The 15,838-nt window shown below is 69.0% G+C and carries 16 protein-coding genes and 1 pseudogene; 6 read left to right on the plus strand and 11 right to left on the minus strand.

The genetic code is table 11. From position 1 onward, the window contains the following. The 6 genes from LQ772_RS12250 to LQ772_RS12275 form a co-directional block, all read right to left on the minus strand. A complete protein-coding gene (locus tag LQ772_RS12250) occupies positions 1-1,077 on the minus strand; it encodes an aminopeptidase (protein ID WP_231321148.1) in 1,077 nt (358 codons plus the stop codon). Between the two features lie 50 nt (positions 1,078-1,127). Further along, on the minus strand, positions 1,128-1,526 hold the full coding sequence (locus tag LQ772_RS12255) for a hypothetical protein (RefSeq protein ID WP_231321149.1): 399 nt from the start codon (positions 1,524-1,526) through the stop codon (positions 1,128-1,130). 113 nt (positions 1,527-1,639) lie between these two features. Further along, a complete protein-coding gene (locus LQ772_RS12260) occupies positions 1,640-2,473 on the minus strand; it encodes a hypothetical protein (protein WP_231321150.1) in 834 nt (277 codons plus the stop codon). A gap of 141 nt (positions 2,474-2,614) precedes the next feature. Further along, positions 2,615-3,418, minus strand: a complete 804-nt coding sequence (locus LQ772_RS12265) for a metallophosphoesterase family protein (RefSeq protein ID WP_231321152.1) — start codon at positions 3,416-3,418, stop codon at positions 2,615-2,617. Then, positions 3,415-4,359, minus strand: coding sequence for a diacylglycerol/lipid kinase family protein (locus tag LQ772_RS12270; protein ID WP_231321154.1), 945 nt, complete (start codon positions 4,357-4,359; stop codon positions 3,415-3,417). The genes LQ772_RS12265 and LQ772_RS12270 overlap by 4 nt, the downstream gene beginning before the upstream one ends. A 7-nt stretch (positions 4,360-4,366) precedes the next feature. Continuing rightward, the gene (locus LQ772_RS12275; protein WP_231321155.1) at positions 4,367-4,969 is read right to left on the minus strand and encodes a rhomboid family intramembrane serine protease; all 603 of its coding nucleotides are present in this window, start codon (positions 4,967-4,969) and stop codon (positions 4,367-4,369) included. Between the two features lie 138 nt (positions 4,970-5,107). Here LQ772_RS12275 and LQ772_RS12280 point away from each other — a divergent pair, with 138 nt between their 5' ends. Then, positions 5,108-5,989, plus strand: a complete 882-nt coding sequence (locus tag LQ772_RS12280) for a PhzF family phenazine biosynthesis protein (RefSeq protein WP_231321157.1) — start codon at positions 5,108-5,110, stop codon at positions 5,987-5,989. Next, complete coding sequence (locus LQ772_RS12285; protein ID WP_231321159.1) at positions 5,986-6,450, plus strand: YaiI/YqxD family protein; 465 nt, start codon at positions 5,986-5,988, stop codon at positions 6,448-6,450. The genes LQ772_RS12280 and LQ772_RS12285 overlap by 4 nt, the downstream gene beginning before the upstream one ends. Positions 6,451-6,513: 63 nt before the next feature. On the opposite strand, the gene LQ772_RS12290 is transcribed toward LQ772_RS12285, so the two are convergent. Further along, on the minus strand, positions 6,514-7,389 hold the full coding sequence (locus tag LQ772_RS12290) for an NAD(P)-dependent oxidoreductase (protein WP_231321161.1): 876 nt from the start codon (positions 7,387-7,389) through the stop codon (positions 6,514-6,516). Between the two features lie 88 nt (positions 7,390-7,477). Further along, complete coding sequence (locus tag LQ772_RS12295) at positions 7,478-8,653, minus strand: BaiN/RdsA family NAD(P)/FAD-dependent oxidoreductase (RefSeq protein WP_231321162.1); 1,176 nt, start codon at positions 8,651-8,653, stop codon at positions 7,478-7,480. An 89-nt stretch (positions 8,654-8,742) separates the two neighbouring features. On the opposite strand from LQ772_RS12295, the gene LQ772_RS12300 reads away from it, so the two are divergent. Beyond that, on the plus strand, positions 8,743-9,225 hold the full coding sequence (locus LQ772_RS12300; RefSeq protein ID WP_231321163.1) for a YajQ family cyclic di-GMP-binding protein: 483 nt from the start codon (positions 8,743-8,745) through the stop codon (positions 9,223-9,225). A gap of 84 nt (positions 9,226-9,309) precedes the next feature. Here LQ772_RS12300 and LQ772_RS12305 read toward each other — a convergent pair whose 3' ends face one another. Then, positions 9,310-9,990: a DUF1345 domain-containing protein gene (locus LQ772_RS12305; RefSeq protein WP_231321164.1), complete on the minus strand. Its 681-nt coding sequence runs from the start codon at positions 9,988-9,990 to the stop codon at positions 9,310-9,312. A 73-nt stretch (positions 9,991-10,063) separates the two neighbouring features. After that, positions 10,064-10,339 (minus strand): GNAT family N-acetyltransferase, encoded by a 276-nt coding sequence (locus LQ772_RS12310; RefSeq protein WP_231321165.1) that lies wholly within the window; start codon positions 10,337-10,339, stop codon positions 10,064-10,066. A gap of 142 nt (positions 10,340-10,481) precedes the next feature. On the opposite strand from LQ772_RS12310, the gene LQ772_RS12315 reads away from it, so the two are divergent. After that, complete coding sequence (locus tag LQ772_RS12315) at positions 10,482-10,907, plus strand: OsmC family protein (RefSeq protein ID WP_231321166.1); 426 nt, start codon at positions 10,482-10,484, stop codon at positions 10,905-10,907. Between the two features lie 41 nt (positions 10,908-10,948). Here the strand turns inward: LQ772_RS12315 and LQ772_RS12320 are convergent, their stop codons facing one another. Further along, positions 10,949-12,142 (minus strand): GGDEF domain-containing protein, encoded by a 1,194-nt coding sequence (locus tag LQ772_RS12320; RefSeq protein ID WP_231321167.1) that lies wholly within the window; start codon positions 12,140-12,142, stop codon positions 10,949-10,951. 179 nt (positions 12,143-12,321) lie between these two features. Here LQ772_RS12320 and LQ772_RS12325 point away from each other — a divergent pair, with 179 nt between their 5' ends. Both LQ772_RS12325 and LQ772_RS12330 read left to right on the plus strand, forming a co-directional pair. Next, positions 12,322-14,196 (plus strand): 3'-5' exonuclease, encoded by a 1,875-nt coding sequence (locus LQ772_RS12325; protein WP_231321168.1) that lies wholly within the window; start codon positions 12,322-12,324, stop codon positions 14,194-14,196. A gap of 75 nt (positions 14,197-14,271) precedes the next feature. Beyond that, positions 14,272-15,830: pseudogene (locus LQ772_RS12330) on the plus strand (S10 family peptidase). The last annotated feature ends 8 nt before the right edge of the window (positions 15,831-15,838 follow it).

Genomic DNA, 15,838 nt, shown 5'->3' on the forward strand with positions numbered 1-15,838 from the left:
TCAGGGAGCATGGTTCTTCGCGGCAGCCAGATGCTCGAGTTCGCGCGTCCGTTCTGCCTCGGGCTTCTCCGCCAACGTACCGACCGCGGCATAGAACGCGCCCCACTGCCGTTCCGCCTGTTCGAACAGCACCGCGAAGGCGCCCGTCCAGCGGTCGTACAGGCCAAAGGGCAACAGCTTGGCGTTGTTGATCGGCGCTTCCACCCAGGCGTCGTAGCGGCGGTCGCCGGACCACCGGCTGTCGCGCCACTGCGCGTAGCGGCGACGGAACGCATCGACCTGCGCCTGCTTGCCGCGCGCCAGCTTGGCCGGATCGTCCCCACTCGCGTACAGCCGCCTGAGCCGCTCGCGCAGGTCCAGCACCAGTGCGGTGAAGCCCTGCTCCATCGCCTGATCGCGCGAGCCGGGGGGCGGCAAACCGCGCGCCTTGCGCCACTGGCGCAGACCCTCCTGCTCGACGAAGCTGGCGAAGGATTCATTGAACGCCGTGTCGCCCTTCACGTACAGCCGCTGGTGCGCGAGCTCATGGAAGATGGTGCCGGCCACGTCGTCGTCGTCCCAGCGCAGCATGCTGGAGACGATCGGATCGGCGAACCAGCCCAGCGTCGAATACGCCGGCACGGGCCCGATCCATACATCCTCGCCTTGCGCCTTCAGCTCCGCCGCGCGAACCCGCGCGCGGGACTGGTCGAAATAGCCACGGTAGGCCACGCAACCGGCGATGGGAAAACACTGCGGCAGGGCTTCGACCGAATACGGCGGCGTGGCGAACACGTTCCAGGCGACGTAAGGGCGGTGCAGGTCCACGTAGCTGGTATAGCTGCGGTTGTCCGGCAGCGCCAGCACCGCGGAAGCGAACCGCCGCGCCTGGGCCGCCAGGCGCAGGCGACGGGCCAACGTCGGGTCGGTGGCCGGGTCCTGCAGCACCTTGACGATCGGGCGGCGGTGCATCAGCAACGACGCCTGCCCATGCGCGACGTGGGCGTAATAGCGCAGGCTACCGCAGCCGCCGAGCAGGAGGCACAACGCGACAGTAGCCAGGCGCGCAGGGCGCCCGCGAAGGGTTGGAGAAGGCATGCCGCGATTGTGCCAAGCGGACGCTTCGGGCACGAGTCGCGGCGCGCCGGTCAGTCGCGATCGTGCCCGCGTCGCCCGCGCCAGTCGCCGCGGTCATGGCCGCGGTCTTCCCGGCCGCGCCACTCGCGACGATCATGCCTGTCGTCGCGGTAGTCATGGCGCTCGCGGCTCCAGTCGCGGCCACGGTAGTGGTGCGAATCGCCGCGCCAGGTACCGCTGATGCCGACGCTCACGCCGGAGGAATAGCAGCAGCCATAGCCCCAGCCGGGCCCGTAGTAGCCGCCGTAACCGTAGTAGTCCGGCTCGTAGATCACCGAGGGACCCTCGCCGTAGTAGGCATCGCCCTGATAGCCGTTGCTGCGCACGTAGCTGTAACCGGGGTCGTAATAGCAACCCGACAGCGCCGCCGTGCCAAGCACCAGCGCCAGTCCTGCAAGCATGCGTTTCATGGGCTCACCTCCGTGACTGCTGTCACGGGGATCACGCTAGTCGCGGCGGTTTGAATGCGCCCTGAGCGCCGCGCCCGGCTGATGCGCGGGCGCGGCGGCAGGGTGACCTGGCGTCAGACCTTGGCGCCGCGCTGTCCGGTGTGCACCGGAATGGTGGTCTTGGGCGCATCGCTGGGCAGCTGCGGGCTCTCGGGCGTATGGATGGCCGATTCGCCGTGTGGCCTCGGCTGTCCGTCCGCCGGACGGCTCGACGCCTGCCGGGTGCGTTCCTGCTTCGCATCGAGCAGCGCCTGGATGTGCGCCACCGCCTCTTCCGGGCTGATGTGCTGGATCGCGGGGGGTGCATTGCGCGGCGCCGCTGCCTTGCTGGCGGCGGGCTTGGCGCTGCCCGGCCGGCTGGGCTTCGACGCGGAGGAGGCCTTCTTCGCCACCGGCTTGCCCGCGGCCTTCGCCGCCATGCCGCCGGTGCGGGTGGCCGCTTTGGTCGGCGAGGGCTTTGTGGCCTTCTTGCTGGCCGACGCTGGCGTGCTCTTCCTGGTGGCCGTTTTTTTCAACGCGGCTTTCTTCGCCGCCGGCTTCCGGATGGCCTTCTTCGATGCTGCCTTTTTGACGATGGCCTTCTTCGGTGCCGCCTTCCTGGCGAGGGTCTTTTTCGGTGCCGCTTTCTTCGCGACCGTCTTCTTCGGAGCCGCCTTCCTGACGGATGCCTTCTTCGGAGCCGCCTTCTTCGCCGTCACCTTTTTGGCCGGCGATTTCTTCGATGCGGTTGCCGACCGGGAGGCCGAATCCTTGCCCGCGGCCTTCTTTGCGGCCGGACGGGCGGCGGTGCGGTTGATCGGTGTCTTGATGCCGGCCTTCGCGGCGGCGGTCTTCTTGGTCGCCTTGCTGCCGGCGGCTGCCTTCTTGGCCGCGGATTTCTTCGCGGCCGACGTGCGGGTCGTTGCCATGCGTCATCACTCCTGCGGTGGTCAGTGCAGCCTTGCCCGCGTTGACATGCTCCAAGCACGCGGCGGAAAGACCTGCACGTCCAGTATTGCGCGGGCATCTTCCGCTGTCATGCGCGATTGCGGCATGAAGCGCCTGGCAATTCAGGATGCATGCGGGACGCGCAGCGCGAGTGGCTGCCGCTCGTGGCAGACGAACGCCCCGGAGTTGGCGTCGTAGTCCCAGCGCTCCGCCGTGCAGGTATCGGAGTTTCCATCGCGGCGGAGCAGGTTGACCGAGTTGGGGATGTCGCCCCGTACCCTGTGCGAAACCGCGGTGCCGGCCTGCACGACCCATAGGGGGCGGCCGCCCGGTTCGGGCAGCGATCGTACGTAGGGCAAGTGGATATGGCCACCCAGCACCAGTTGCGCGCCGGCGGCTGCCCAGGCGCCGGCCGCCTGCGCGTGTCCTCTCAGCAGGTTGCGCCGGTCGGACTCGTCGATCACCGCCATCGGCTGGTGCACTACCACCACTCTCGTCTGCCCCGGAGCGGCCTGGCGCAGGCGCGCCGCCACCCGCTCGATCTGCGCCGGCGACACCTCGCCCTGCTTGTGCCGCCACCAACGCGTGGTGTTGACCCCCAGCACCAGCCATTCCGCCGACGACCATGCCGGCTCCAGCTCGTTGCCGAACGCCGCTGCATAGCGCGCGTACGGTGCCCGCAGGCGGGTGCCCAGGGCATACAGCGGGATGTCATGGTTGCCGGGGATCGCCAGGAACGGCGCGGGCAGGCTTGCGACGAAGTCGCGCGCGGCGGCGAACTGCGCCGGTCGTGCGCGCTGGGTCAGGTCGCCCGAGAGCACTACCAGTGCCGGTCGGCTGTCCCGGATCAATCCCCTCAGCGCATCCAGCACCGCCGCGCGCTCGGTGCCGAAATGCGAATCGGACATGTGCAACAACACGCTCACCGGTCGCTCCGGTTCCGCGGCACCAGCAGCCGGAGCGCCTGCGGCGCAACCCGGAAACGCAGCGGCAACGGCAGACGGACGATCTCCCCGTCGATCGCGAGCTTGAGCTCCCGCCGCCTCGGCAAGGCCACTTCGAGTTCGGTGAAGGCGAAGTTGTCGACCTTCTCGACGTCGCCCAGATGGCCGGACAGGCCGCGGATCGCCGTGAGGATCATGTGCCAGCGTGCAAGGGGCGGCAGCACGATGCCGACCAGCGCGCCGCGGGTCACGGCGTCGGCCTCGGGGATGCCGATGCTCTCCAGCTGCAGGCGGTTGTTGCCCACGACCAGGGTGGTGCTGCGCCGCACCTGCCACTGGCCGTCCTCGCAGAGCGACAGGCGCAGGTCCGGGTAGCTGCCCAGCAGCGCGCGCAGGCCCGACAGCAGCGCGACCAGGCGGTGGCGTCCGAAGCGGCGCTTGTCCTGTTCGCGCCGTTCCAGCAGCTCGGGGTAGAGCCCCAGGCTCGCGTTGACCAGGAACACGCGATCGTTGACCAGGCCCACCTGCACCGGCCTTTCCTGCGCGTCGAGCAGGCCGCGTATCCCCTCGCCGGCATCGCCCTCGGGCAGGCCGTGGCAGCGGCCGAAAAAGTTGAACGTGCCCTGCGGCAGCACGCCCAGCGGCAGGCCGCTGGGCAGCACCGCCTGCACCACCGCGTTGATGGTGCCGTCGCCGCCGGCGACGACCACTGCGCCCCCCTGCGCCCGGGCCGCTTCCACCGCCTGCCCCGCCAGCTCGCCCAGGTGTCGGGGGTGCTTCGCGCAGAACAGCCGGTAGGGATGCCCCGTGGCATCGAGTGCGCCGCGGATGGCCTCTTCCGTGGCACCGCCATCGCCGCTGCCGGAGCGGCGGTTGAGCACCACGAAGAAGGGTCGTCGCTGGCTGTTCCCTGGCGCGGGCATTGGCCTCCTACATGCGTGGATTCACGAGCTGCGCAAGGAAGTAAGTAAACAACCCTTGCTTGATCAGCAAGGTGAAGATCACGCCGTAGGCGGCGCCCCACAGATGGGCGCTGTGGTTGATATTGTCGCGGCCGGCCCGGTCCATGTAGATCGAGTAGCCGACGTAGAGCACCGCGTAGAGGATGGCCGGCATCGGCAGCACGAACACGATGATGCGGGCCCACGGCGCGAAGAGGATGAAGGCGAACAACGCCGCCGAGACTGCCCCCGAGGCGCCCAGGCTGTGATAGTTCGGGTTGCGCCGGTTCTTGATGTAGGTCGGCAGGATCGAGACCACCAGGCCGCCGATGTAGAACAGCAGGAAACCAAACCGGCCAAGCTCCTCGGCATACACGCTCTCGATGGCGCGCCCGAAGAAGAACAGCGTCAGCATGTTGAACAAGAGGTGGCCGAAGTCCGCGTGGACCAGCCCGTAGGTCACCAGCCGGTGGTATTCGCGATGGCGCTGGACCGCAGGCGGCCACAGGATCAGGTCGTCCATCAGCTTGGGCTTGTTGAAAGCCAGGAACGAGACGACGCAGGTGACGGCGATGATGGCCAGGGTGATCATGATCGCTGGGGCTTCCTGATGAACGGCGGACCGTCCATCTTGGCGTCACCCATGCCCCTTGTCGACTCGCGCGGCCACCGGTGCGACACCAGGGCGTATCATGCGCGCCCTTATCCGCCCCGCTCCCCACGGAAACGCATGGCACCGATCCGCTACCTGCATCTGGACGTCTTTGCCGCCACCTGTGGCGGGGGCAACCACCTTGGCGTGGTCACCGACGCGCGTGGATGGAGCGACGATGAGATGCAACGTTTCGCACGCTGGACCGCGCTGGTGGAGACCACGTTCCTGCTGCCGCCCTCGACGCCGCGGTCGAGCTACCGCGTGCGCATCTTCACCCCGCAGCACGAGATCCCGTTCGCCGGCCACCCGAGCATCGGCAGCGCGCACGCGGTGCTGGCCTGCGGACTCGCGCAACCGGTCGATGGCGTGCTCTGGCAGGAATGTGGCGCCGGCGTGCTTCCGATCCGCGTCGAGGGCGAGGGCGAGGCGCGCGACCTGCTGCTGAAGTCGCCCGGCGAGCAAGTGCTCGCCACCGGGCGCGACGCCCACCCTTTGCTTGCGGCCACGCTCGCCGGCATCGAACTGGGCACCCTGCCACCGGCGCTGGTCGATGGCGGCCGCCGCTGGTGGCTGGCCGAAGTCGCGGACGAAGCGGGCCTGCGCGGCTGGCTGCCCGACCATAGCGCCATCGGCGCGCTCGCACGCGCCACCGGCAGCATGGGCCTGTGCGTGTTCGCGCGCAGTTCGTCGGAGGATTACCCGCTGGTGGTGCGCGCGTTTCCCGCCGGCGTCGGCATCGTCGAGGATCCGGCCTCCGGGGCGGCCAACGGCCTGATCGCCGCCTACATCGCGCAGGCCGAGCCGCAGGGTGCGCTCTCGCGCGGCTACGCGATCAGCCAGGGCCGCGAGATGGGCCATGACGCGCGACTGCTGGCGCGTATCGAACCGGACGCGATCTGGGTCGGCGGCCGCGCACGCACGGTGGTCGATGGCGTGCTGCACTGGAACCGCGGGTGAGCGAGGCGCAGATCTGGGTCGATGCCGACGCCTGCCCGGGGCCGATCAAGGAGATCCTGTTCCGCGCGGCCGAGCGTGCACAGGTGGTGGTCACGCTGGTCGCCAACCAGATGCTGCGCACGCCGCCCACGCGATGGGTGCGCGCGATCCAGGTCGCCGGCGGCTTCGACGTGGCGGACAACGAGATCGTCCAGCGCCTCTCGTCAGGTGACCTGGTGGTGACGCAGGACATCCCGCTGGCCGCGCAGGCAATCGACAAGGGCGCGCTGGCACTGCACCCGCGCGGCGAGCTCTATACCCGCGAGACCATCGCCCAGCGCCTGTCGATGCGCAATTTCATGGACGAGTTGCGCGGCGCAGGCGTGGATACCGGCGGGCCGGCGACATTTCATGCGCGCGACCGGCAGGCGTTCGCCAACCAACTGGACCGCTGGCTGCAACAGCGCCCGAAGCATCCGTAGGTGGCGTAGCGGTCGCAGGGGGCGGCCCGGATCGCCACCCGTACCGGTAGGCTCGCCTTGCGGTCACTCCAGTTGCGCGCGGCGCGCGGCCACCTGCGCCAGCGCCGCCCAGTCCAGTCCTTCACCGCCGCCCGCGAGCGCTTCGATCAGCGCATCGCGCACCACGCCGGCGAACGGCAACGGCACGCGTGCCGCCTCGCCCGCGGCGAGCGCGAGGTTCACGTCCTTCAGCCCCAGCGGCAGCGCGAAGCCCGGCGGCGTGTAGCGCTCCTCGGCGATCAGCCGGCCGTAGCCCTGGTAGGCCGGCGCGGCGAACAGCGTGCTGGTCATGATCTCCAGGAAGTCGGCGGCACTGACGCCATGCGCCCGCGTGAGCGCGCTGGCTTCGGCCATGCTTTCGATCGCCGAGGCCAGCATGAAGTTGCCGGCGAGCTTGACCACGTTCGCGCGCTCGGGCGCCTCGCCTACCGGCCACAGCCGACTGCCCAGCGCTTCCAGCAACGGGCGCACGGTCTCGACCACGTGCGCATGCCCGGCCACCACGATGTTGAGCTTGGCCGCCGCAGCCATGTCCGGTCGGCCGAACACCGGCGCGGCGACGTAGCCCAGCCCGCGCCGCGCGTGCTCCACCGCCAGCTCGCGCGCCAGCGCCACGGAGATGGTGGCGTGGTTGACGTGCACGGTGCCCCGGTCCATTTCGTCCAGTACGCCACCGTCCAGGAACACCTCCCGCACCGCCTGGTCGTTGGCCAGCATGCTGTGCACGACCTGGCCCTGCACCGCCCGCCCGGGCGTGCGGACGACCCTGGCGCCGAGCGAGGCCAATGGCTCGGTGGGGCCTTCGGAGCGGTTCCACACCGTCAGCGTGTGGCCCGCCGCGAGGAGGTTGCTGGCCATGGCGCTGCCCATGGCGCCCAGGCCGAGGAAGCCGATGTTCAAGGAAGTTCTCCTGTTGGCGCGACCCGGTAATGGAACACCGGCGGTGTTGAAGGCGCGCAAAAGCCCGCCCCCGGTTTCGGCGCACGGCTCACGCCACTTCGCCGGCCGCATGCCCAGAAGCCCACGCCCACTGGAAGTTGTAGCCGCCCAGCCAGCCGGTCACGTCGACCACCTCGCCGATGAAATAAAGCCCCGGCACGAGCCTGGACTGCATGGTGCTGGAGGACAGCCCGTCGGTGTCCACGCCACCCAGCGTCACCTCCGCCGTGCGGTAGCCCTCGGTGCCGCTGGCGACCAGCGGCCAATCGTTCAGGCGGGCGCCGATCGCGGCCAGCTCCGCCTCGCGGTACTGGCGCATCGGGCGGTTGCCGAAGTCGAGTTCGCACAGCCGCTGCGCCAGCCGCTTGGGCAGCGCGTCGCCCAGCACGGTCTTCAGTTCCGCCGCCGGACGCGCCACGCGCTGGCCGGGCAGCCAGTCGGCGGCGTCGCGGTCGGGCAGCAGGTCCAGCCGCAGTTCCTCGCCCGGCTGCCAGTAGGAGGAGATCTGCAGGATCGACGGCCCGCTGATGCCCCGGTGGGTGAACAACAACCCGGCGCGGAACGCCTGCCGCCCGCAGCGCGCCTCGGCCGGCAATGCCACGCCGGCCAGGTCGGCGTAGCGCTCCTGGTGCTTGCCGCTCAACGTCAGCGGCACCAGGCCCGCGCGCGTGGGCCGCACGGCGTGGCCGAACTGGCGCGCCAGTTCGTAGCCGAACCCGGTCGCGCCCATGCTGGGGATCGACAGGCCGCCGCTGGCGACTACCAGCGCCTCGGCGTGCACCTCGCCGCGCGCGGTGGTCACGCTGAAACCGGTCTCTCCGTGGCGCACGCGCTCCACCGCGCAACCGGTCTCCACCCGCACGCCGGCGGCCGCGCACTCGTCCAGCAGCATGCGCACGATCTGCTTGGAGGAGTCATCGCAGAACAGCTGGCCGAGCTCCTTCTCGTGGTAGGCGATGCGGTGCTTCTCGACCAGCGCGATGAAGTCGGCCGGCGTGTAGCGCGCCAACGCGGACTTGGCGAAATGCGGGTTGGCCGAGAGGTAGTTGGCCGGCGTCACGCCCAGGTTGGTGAAATTGCAGCGCCCGCCGCCGGACATCAGGATCTTCTTGCCCGGCTTGTTCGCGTGATCGAGCACGAGCACACGCCGCCCGCGCTGGCCGGCGGTGATCGCGCACATGAGGCCGGCGGCACCCGCGCCGATGATGAGGACGTCGGTTTTCATGGATCGGCAGGGAGCGCGCGCCGGGCGCCGGTCGCGCATTATGGCCGAGCGCTTACACTTTCCGCTTTCCAACCCTCAAGGTGCCCACCATGCCCTCCTTCGACGTCGTCTCCGAAGTGGACAAGCACGAACTCACCAACGCGGTCGACCAGGCCAACCGCGAGCTGGCCAGCCGCTTCGATTTCAAGGGCACCGATGCGGTGTTCGAACTGGACGGCTACGTGATCACCCAGCGCGCGCCGAGCGACTTCCAGCTGCAGCAGATGCTGGACATCCTGCGCGGACGCCTGACCTCGCGGAAGATCGACATCCGCGCGCTGGACGTGGCCGAGCCGGAAGTGAACCTGGGCGGTGCGCGGCAGAAGGTCACCGTCAAGCAGGGCATCGAGCAGGCGATGGCCAAGAAGCTGGTGGCCGAGCTCAAGGCCGCCAAGCTCAAGGTCGAGGCGCAGATCAACGGCGACAAGCTGCGCGTGACGGGCAAGAAGCGCGACGACCTGCAGCTGGCGATGGCGCTGCTGCGCAAGTCCGAGGTGGAGCTGCCGCTGCAGTTCGACAACTTCCGCGACTGACGTGGCGCGAAGGGTGGGCTCAAACCCACTGCCCTGATCCCCGGCCAGGATGGGCGGGCTGAAGCCGCCCTTGCGGAGCCTCGCCTACAAGCCTCGCCCCGCCAGGATGTTCACGCTGACCGCCACGATGAACACGTTGAAGAAGAACGCGATCACACCGTGCACCAGCACCATCCGGCGCAACTCGCGGCTGGTCACCTGGACGTCCGAAACCTGGAAGGTCATGCCGATCACCACTGCGAAATACGCGAAGTCCCAATAGCCGGGCTCGCCGCCGCCGGGGAAGTCCAGACCCCTGTGCTCCTCGCCGTAGTCGCCGTAATAGCCGTGCGCGTAGTGCAGCGCGAACAGCGTGTTGAGGAAGCCCCAGCTGAGCATGATGCTCGCGGCGGAAACCATGATCGCGACCAGTCCGCCGGTCTTGCCGGCCTCCAGTTCGGTGCCCAGCGCCACCAGCACCACCGTCGAGATCGCCACGCCGCTCCACAGGATGCCCCAGCGCCCGGCGTCCTGGTGGCGCGCCTTCTTGCGCATGCTGGTCGGCGTGGCCGTGTTGAACTCCCACAGCTGCAGGCCCATGAATGCCAGCGCGCCGGCATCGAAACCGAGCAGGAACGCCGGCGCCGGATGCATGCCCAGGCTCCATGCCGCCACGGCCACCATCAGCAGCAGCGCGCCACCGACGGCCAGCGAGCGACGCGCGCGCAAGGCATGGACGAGACCGCGGCGACGATGCTGCCTGCCGTGGGGATCGGAACCACTCATCGGTCTCTCGCCGTCGTTGCGTCAACCCAGTGTGGCCGATGCGGCGAGGCGGACACAACGATCGGGCGCGGAATCAGGCGCGCAGGTCGGCGAACTCCGGATGCCGACGCAGCCACGAGGCGGCATAGGCGCAGGCGGGGATCACCGACCAGCCCTCGGCCCGCGCGGTTTCCATCGCGGCCTGGGTCAGCGCCGAGGCAATGCCACGGCCCTCCACCGGCCCCGGCACGCCGGTGTGGGTGATCGTCATGACCTTGCCGGCGAGGCGGTAATCCAGCTCGCAATGCTGGCCGTCCACCACGGTTTCGAAGCGCTGCGCGGCAGGGTCGTGCCGGATGTCGAAGCTCATGCCGATGCTCGGGAAGGGAAAGCCGCGAGCTTACGACTGACGGCGGCAAAACGCGCGTGAAGCAGGCGCGGGCGCGCGTTCGCGCGTCCTGAATGACAGCAGGCCCACACTGGTTCGTCCATCCGAACAACGGGAGAACCCCATGAAGAAATCCGCCTCCGCCACATGGTCCGGCGGCCTGAAGGACGGCCAGGGCACCATCTCCACCCAGACCGGCGTGATGCGCGAGGCGCCGTTCGGTTTCAAGTCGCGTTTCGAGGACGGCCCCGGCACCAATCCGGAGGAACTGGTCGGCGCGGCGCTGGCCGGCTGCTTCTCGATGGCGCTGTCGCTGGGCCTGGGCAATGCCGGGCTGACGCCGGAGCGGATCGAGACACGGGCCGAGGTGACGCTGGACAAGCAGGGCGACGGTTTCGCCATCACCACCATTGCCTTGAACTGCCGCGCCCGCGTGCCCGGCGCCGACGCCGACACCTTCCAGCGCATCGCGCAGGAGACCAAGCAGGGATGCCCGGTATCCAAGGTGCTGCGCGCCGACATTTTGCTCGACGCCGCACTGGAGGGCTGACTGCCGGGATGCGCAGGGTGGGCTCCGGCCGATCCTGCCGGTCAGGCCAGCAGGCGTCGGACCGCCAGTTCCGGATCGGCTGCCATGACCCGGTTGCGGCCGGCATGCTTGGCCGCGTACAGCGCCGCGTCCGCGCGCCGCAGCAGGGCCGCCACATCGTGCTCGCCCGGCTCGGCCGCGGCGGTACCGATCGACACGGTCAACTGCAGCAGATGCCCGTCGACCATCAACGGCGTGGACTCGACCGTGCCGCGGATGCGCTCGGCCAGCACCAGCGCCTGCTCCAGGCTGGTATCGGGCGCCAGCACCACGAATTCCTCGCCGCCGATGCGCCCGATCACGTTGCCGGCCCGCAGCGTGGCCCGGATGCTGGCGACCAGTGCCAGCAGGACCTTGTCGCCGCCGCCATGGCCGAAGCGATCGTTGACGCTCTTGAAGTGGTCGGCGTCGATCATCAGCACGCCCAACGGCCGTCCTCCGCGGTTGACCTGGGACAGCATCCGGGTGGCGCTTTCGGTCAGGGCTAGGCGGTTCTTCACGCCGGTCAGCGAATCGACCCTTGCCAGCAGGTGCAGCTCGCGCTGCAGCGTCTCGTTGTAGAGCAGCAGGAAACCGATACTGAGGAACAGCGGCTGCATGCCCGAGAGCAGCACGTAGAAATAATTGACCAGGGCCGGCTGGATGATGTCGGCCGGCGGGTTCAGGTCGAACCATAGCTGGCCGTTGCGCCACACCAGCAGCAGCGCCGAGGCCGAGCACATGACCAGCAGCACCACTCGCGCCCGTGAACTGCGGCCGGGACCGCCGCTCAGCAGCGCCCACATGCGCAGGGCGATGTCGGCCATGATCGCCGCCGATCCCCACAGCACGCGCACACGGTAGTCCGGCTCGACCACGCCGAACCAGGCCACGCCCAGCCAGCCGATCACGCCGATCGCCAGCGCCGTTCGCCAACGCAGCGGCGCGCCGAGCAGCATGCGCAATGCCACGACCGACATGCCCTGTGCCAGCAGGTTGAGCGCGTTGCCGCCCAGCACCAATTGCGCCGGGTGCAGCCAGACCTGCGCCGCCAGCATGCTCCAGCCGGCCGATTCGACCGCCAGCGCGCCCGCACGCAGCTTCAGGCTGGTGCGTGCCGAGCCCGGGCCGCCATGCGTGCCGGCCCAGAGCAGGACGGCCAGCACGAGCGACTGGACGGCACTGATCAGCGACAGCGTTTCGATATGCATGGGCATGCTGGGCTCTCCCCCGCGCCCGAACGTGACGATGGCTCCCGCCGTGGATGTCGCGTCTCCGCGATGGGCGTCCCGGCTTGGTCGTCGCCCGTCGTATCGGCGCTGGCTGGCGCGACTTTAGCGTTGACAGCGAGGCCGAGTCCGTTACTTTCCACGCAAAACGCCCAAACGGATGCCGGATGGCCACCCAGATCCCGACCCTCAACAGCTGCCTGCCCCGCATGACCGCGGGCGAAAAGCGCTTCGCCCAGCGGCTGGAACAGAAGCTGGAGGACGACTACCTGCTCTGGTACGACGTGCCGGTGGGCCTGAAGCAGCGCCGCCCGGACTTCGTGGTATTCCACCCGCGCCGCGGCCTGCTGGTGCTGGAGGTGAAGGACTGGAAGGCCGAGACGATCCAGCACGCGGACAGCACGCAGTTCACCCTGGTCACCGACCGCGGCCTGGTGAAGGAGAACCATCCGCTGCTGCAGGCGCGTGCGTACGCGCTGGAGATCGGCGTGGTGCTCGAGCGCGACCCCGCGCTGCGTTTCCCGGAAGGCCATCGCCATGCCGGCAAGATCATCATGCCGTGGGCCTGGGGCGTGGTGCTGGCCAACATCAGCCGCAAGCAGTTCGAGGATGGCGGGCTGGACGCAGTGATCCCGCCGCACCTGGCGATCTGCCGCGACGAGTTCTACGAATCGGTCGAGTCGGAGGACTTCCAGGAGCGGCTGTGGGCGATGTTCCCCTACGCCTTCCCGGTGGCCCTCACGCTGCCGCAGATCGACCGCGTGCGCTGGCACCTGTTTCCCGAACTGCGGGTGGAACCGGGCAGCGGGCAATTCGGCCTGTTCGGCCCGACCGAGGCGGCGGTGCGTCCGCTGCAGATTCCCGAGCTGGTCAAGGTAATGGACGCGCAGCAGGAACAGCTGGCGCGCTCGCTGGGCGACGAGCACCGGATCATCCACGGCGTGGCCGGCTCCGGAAAGACCATGATCCTGGGTTTCCGCGCCATGCAGCTGGCGCGCGCGATGAACCGGCCGATATTGATCCTCTGCTACAACAAGACGCTGGCCGCGCGGCTGGAGCAGTTGATCGGCGAGCGCGGCCTGGCCGACAAGGTGCAGGTCTACAACTTCCACAAGTGGTGCCACAAGATGCTCACGGCTTACCACGTGGAGCTGCCGCCGAAAGGCTCGGACGGCTTCTTCGAGCAGATGGTCGAGCGGGTGATCGCCGGCGTCGACAAGGGCCAGATCCCGCGCTTCCAGTACGGTGCGGTGCTCGTCGACGAAGGCCACGACTTCGAGCCGGACTGGTACAAGCTGATCGTGCAGATGATCGACCCGGCCACCAACTCGCTGCTGGTGCTCTACGACGACGCGCAGAACATCTATGGCAAGGCCGACCGTCGCAAGGTCAGCTGGAAGAGCCTCGGCGTGCAGGCGCAGGGCCGGACCACCATCCTCAAGCTCAACTACCGCAACACGCTGGAAATCCTGGCCGTCGCGCGCGGCTTCGCCAACGAGCTGCTCGATGCCCGCGCCGACGACGACGATGGCGTGCCGCTGATTGCCCCCGAGAGCGCCGGCCGCCGCGGCGCGGTGCCGGAGCTGATCCGCGTGGAAACCGCACCGGCGCAGCTCACCGTGCTGATCGCCCAACTGCGCGACGAACACGCGCACGGGCGGCCGTGGTCGGACATGGCGGTGATCTTCCGCAACCAGTGGGAGGGCGAGAAGCTCGCCGAGGCGCTGGCCCGCGAAGACATTCCCGGCCGGCTGGCCGAGGGCCGCGGCAAGGGCGCGCTGTTCGCCGTCGGCGACACGGTCAAGCTGGTGACCATGCATTCGAGCAAGGGACTGGAGTTCCCGTTCGTGATCATTCCCGGCCCGGGCTCGCTGCCCAAGGAAGGCAAGGACGAGGCCGAGGAAGCGCGCCTGCTCTACGTGGCGATGACCCGCGCGACCGAGCGGCTGCTGTTGATCCACCACGACGATTCGGTCTTCAGCAAGCGCATCCGCGACGCGATCAACCAGGTGCAGGATCAATTGGTGGCGCTACCGGCCTGACCGGTTGCAGGAGCGCGCCTTGGGTACGGCCGGAAGATGACGGTCGCGCCCAACGGCGCTCCTACAGGGGCTCCCATGCCTTTGGGCACACTCCCGCCCAGCTGGCAGCCGCTAGGCTGGGGCTTTCGCCCCAGGGGAATCACCGTGCGCAAGACCCTCCAGGCCACCCTGCTGGCCGCCTCGCTGCTGGCCGGCTTTACCGTCCCTGCCTTCGCTGCCGACAAGCCTGCCGCCGACGCCAGCCACGACGACTTTCACCTGCCGCCCTTCCCCGCCGACGCGCACGTGCAGCAGACCGCGCAGATCGACGGGCGCACGCTCAGGTACACCGTCACCGTCGGCTCGCTGCCGGTGCGCGACGCGAAGGGCAACACCGTGGCCGAGGTGGTCTACACCGCCTACAACATGGGCGGCGCCGACCGTCCGGTGACCTTCGCGCTCAACGGCGGCCCGGGCGCCTCGTCGGTGTACCTCAACCTTGGCGCGATCGGCCCCAAGCGCGTGGACTTCGGCGTCGAGGGCGACAACCCGTCCGATCCGGCCACCCTGCACGACAACCCCGGCAGCTGGTTGCCCTTCACCGACCTGGTGTTCATCGACCCGGTCGGCACCGGCTTCAGCCGCGCGCTGGTGGAGGACAAGAAGGCCACCGAGCTCTTCTACAGCACCGACAACGACATCAAGTACCTCTCGCGCATCGTCTACGACTGGCTGGTGAGAACGGCCGCCTGCAGTCGCCCAAGTACCTGGTCGGCGAGAGCTACGGCGGCTTCCGCGGTCCGCGCATCACCGATTACCTGCAGACCCAGCTCGGCGTGGCGATGAAGGGCGTGGTGCTGGTCTCGCCCTACCTGGACCCGGCCGCCTCCAACGACGAGAACGTCTCGCCGCTGCCGTGGATGCTGACCCTGCCTTCGATCGCGGCGGCGCACCTGGAGCGCGAGCACAAATTCAGCCCCGAAGCGATGGCGCAGGTGATCGAGTACACCCGCGGCGAGTACGCCACCGACCTGATGCGCGGCCGCTCCGATCCGCAGGCGACCGAGCGGGTGATCAGTAAGGTCACCGAGCTGACCGGCCTGGACCCGCTGTTCGTGCGCCGCTCCGGTGGGCGCCTGGAGACGCAGGCCTACCTGCGCGAGGTCTACCGCGCGCAGGGCAAGCTGGGCAGCCGCTACGACTCCAATGTCACCGCGTGGGATCCCTTCCCCTACGCGCCTCGCCAGCGCACCGGCGACCCGATCCTCAACGGCATCATCGCGCCGACCACCACGGCGATGGTCGACTTCGTCACCCGCACCGTGGGCTGGAAGTACTCCGGCCGCTACAACGCGCTCAGCTACGACGTGAACCGCCTGTGGCACGAGGACGATGACGCCATCGAGGGCTCGGTCTCGCAGCTGCGCGAATCCGTGGCCAACGATCCGGGCCTGCGCGTACTGATCGCGCACGGGTGGGACGATCTCTCCTGCCCGTTCATGGCCTCGGTGCTGATCGTCGACCAGATGCCGCCGATGGGCGACCCGACCCGCGTGCAGGTCAGGGAGTATCCCGGCGGCCACATGTTCTACGCCCGTCCGGACAGCCAGGCGGCGCTGCTGAAGGACGTCAAGGCGCTCTACGGCGCCCGCTGATTGATGTA

The organism is Frateuria edaphi, assembly GCF_021117405.1.
Lineage (GTDB): Bacteria > Pseudomonadota > Gammaproteobacteria > Xanthomonadales > Rhodanobacteraceae > Frateuria_A > Frateuria_A edaphi.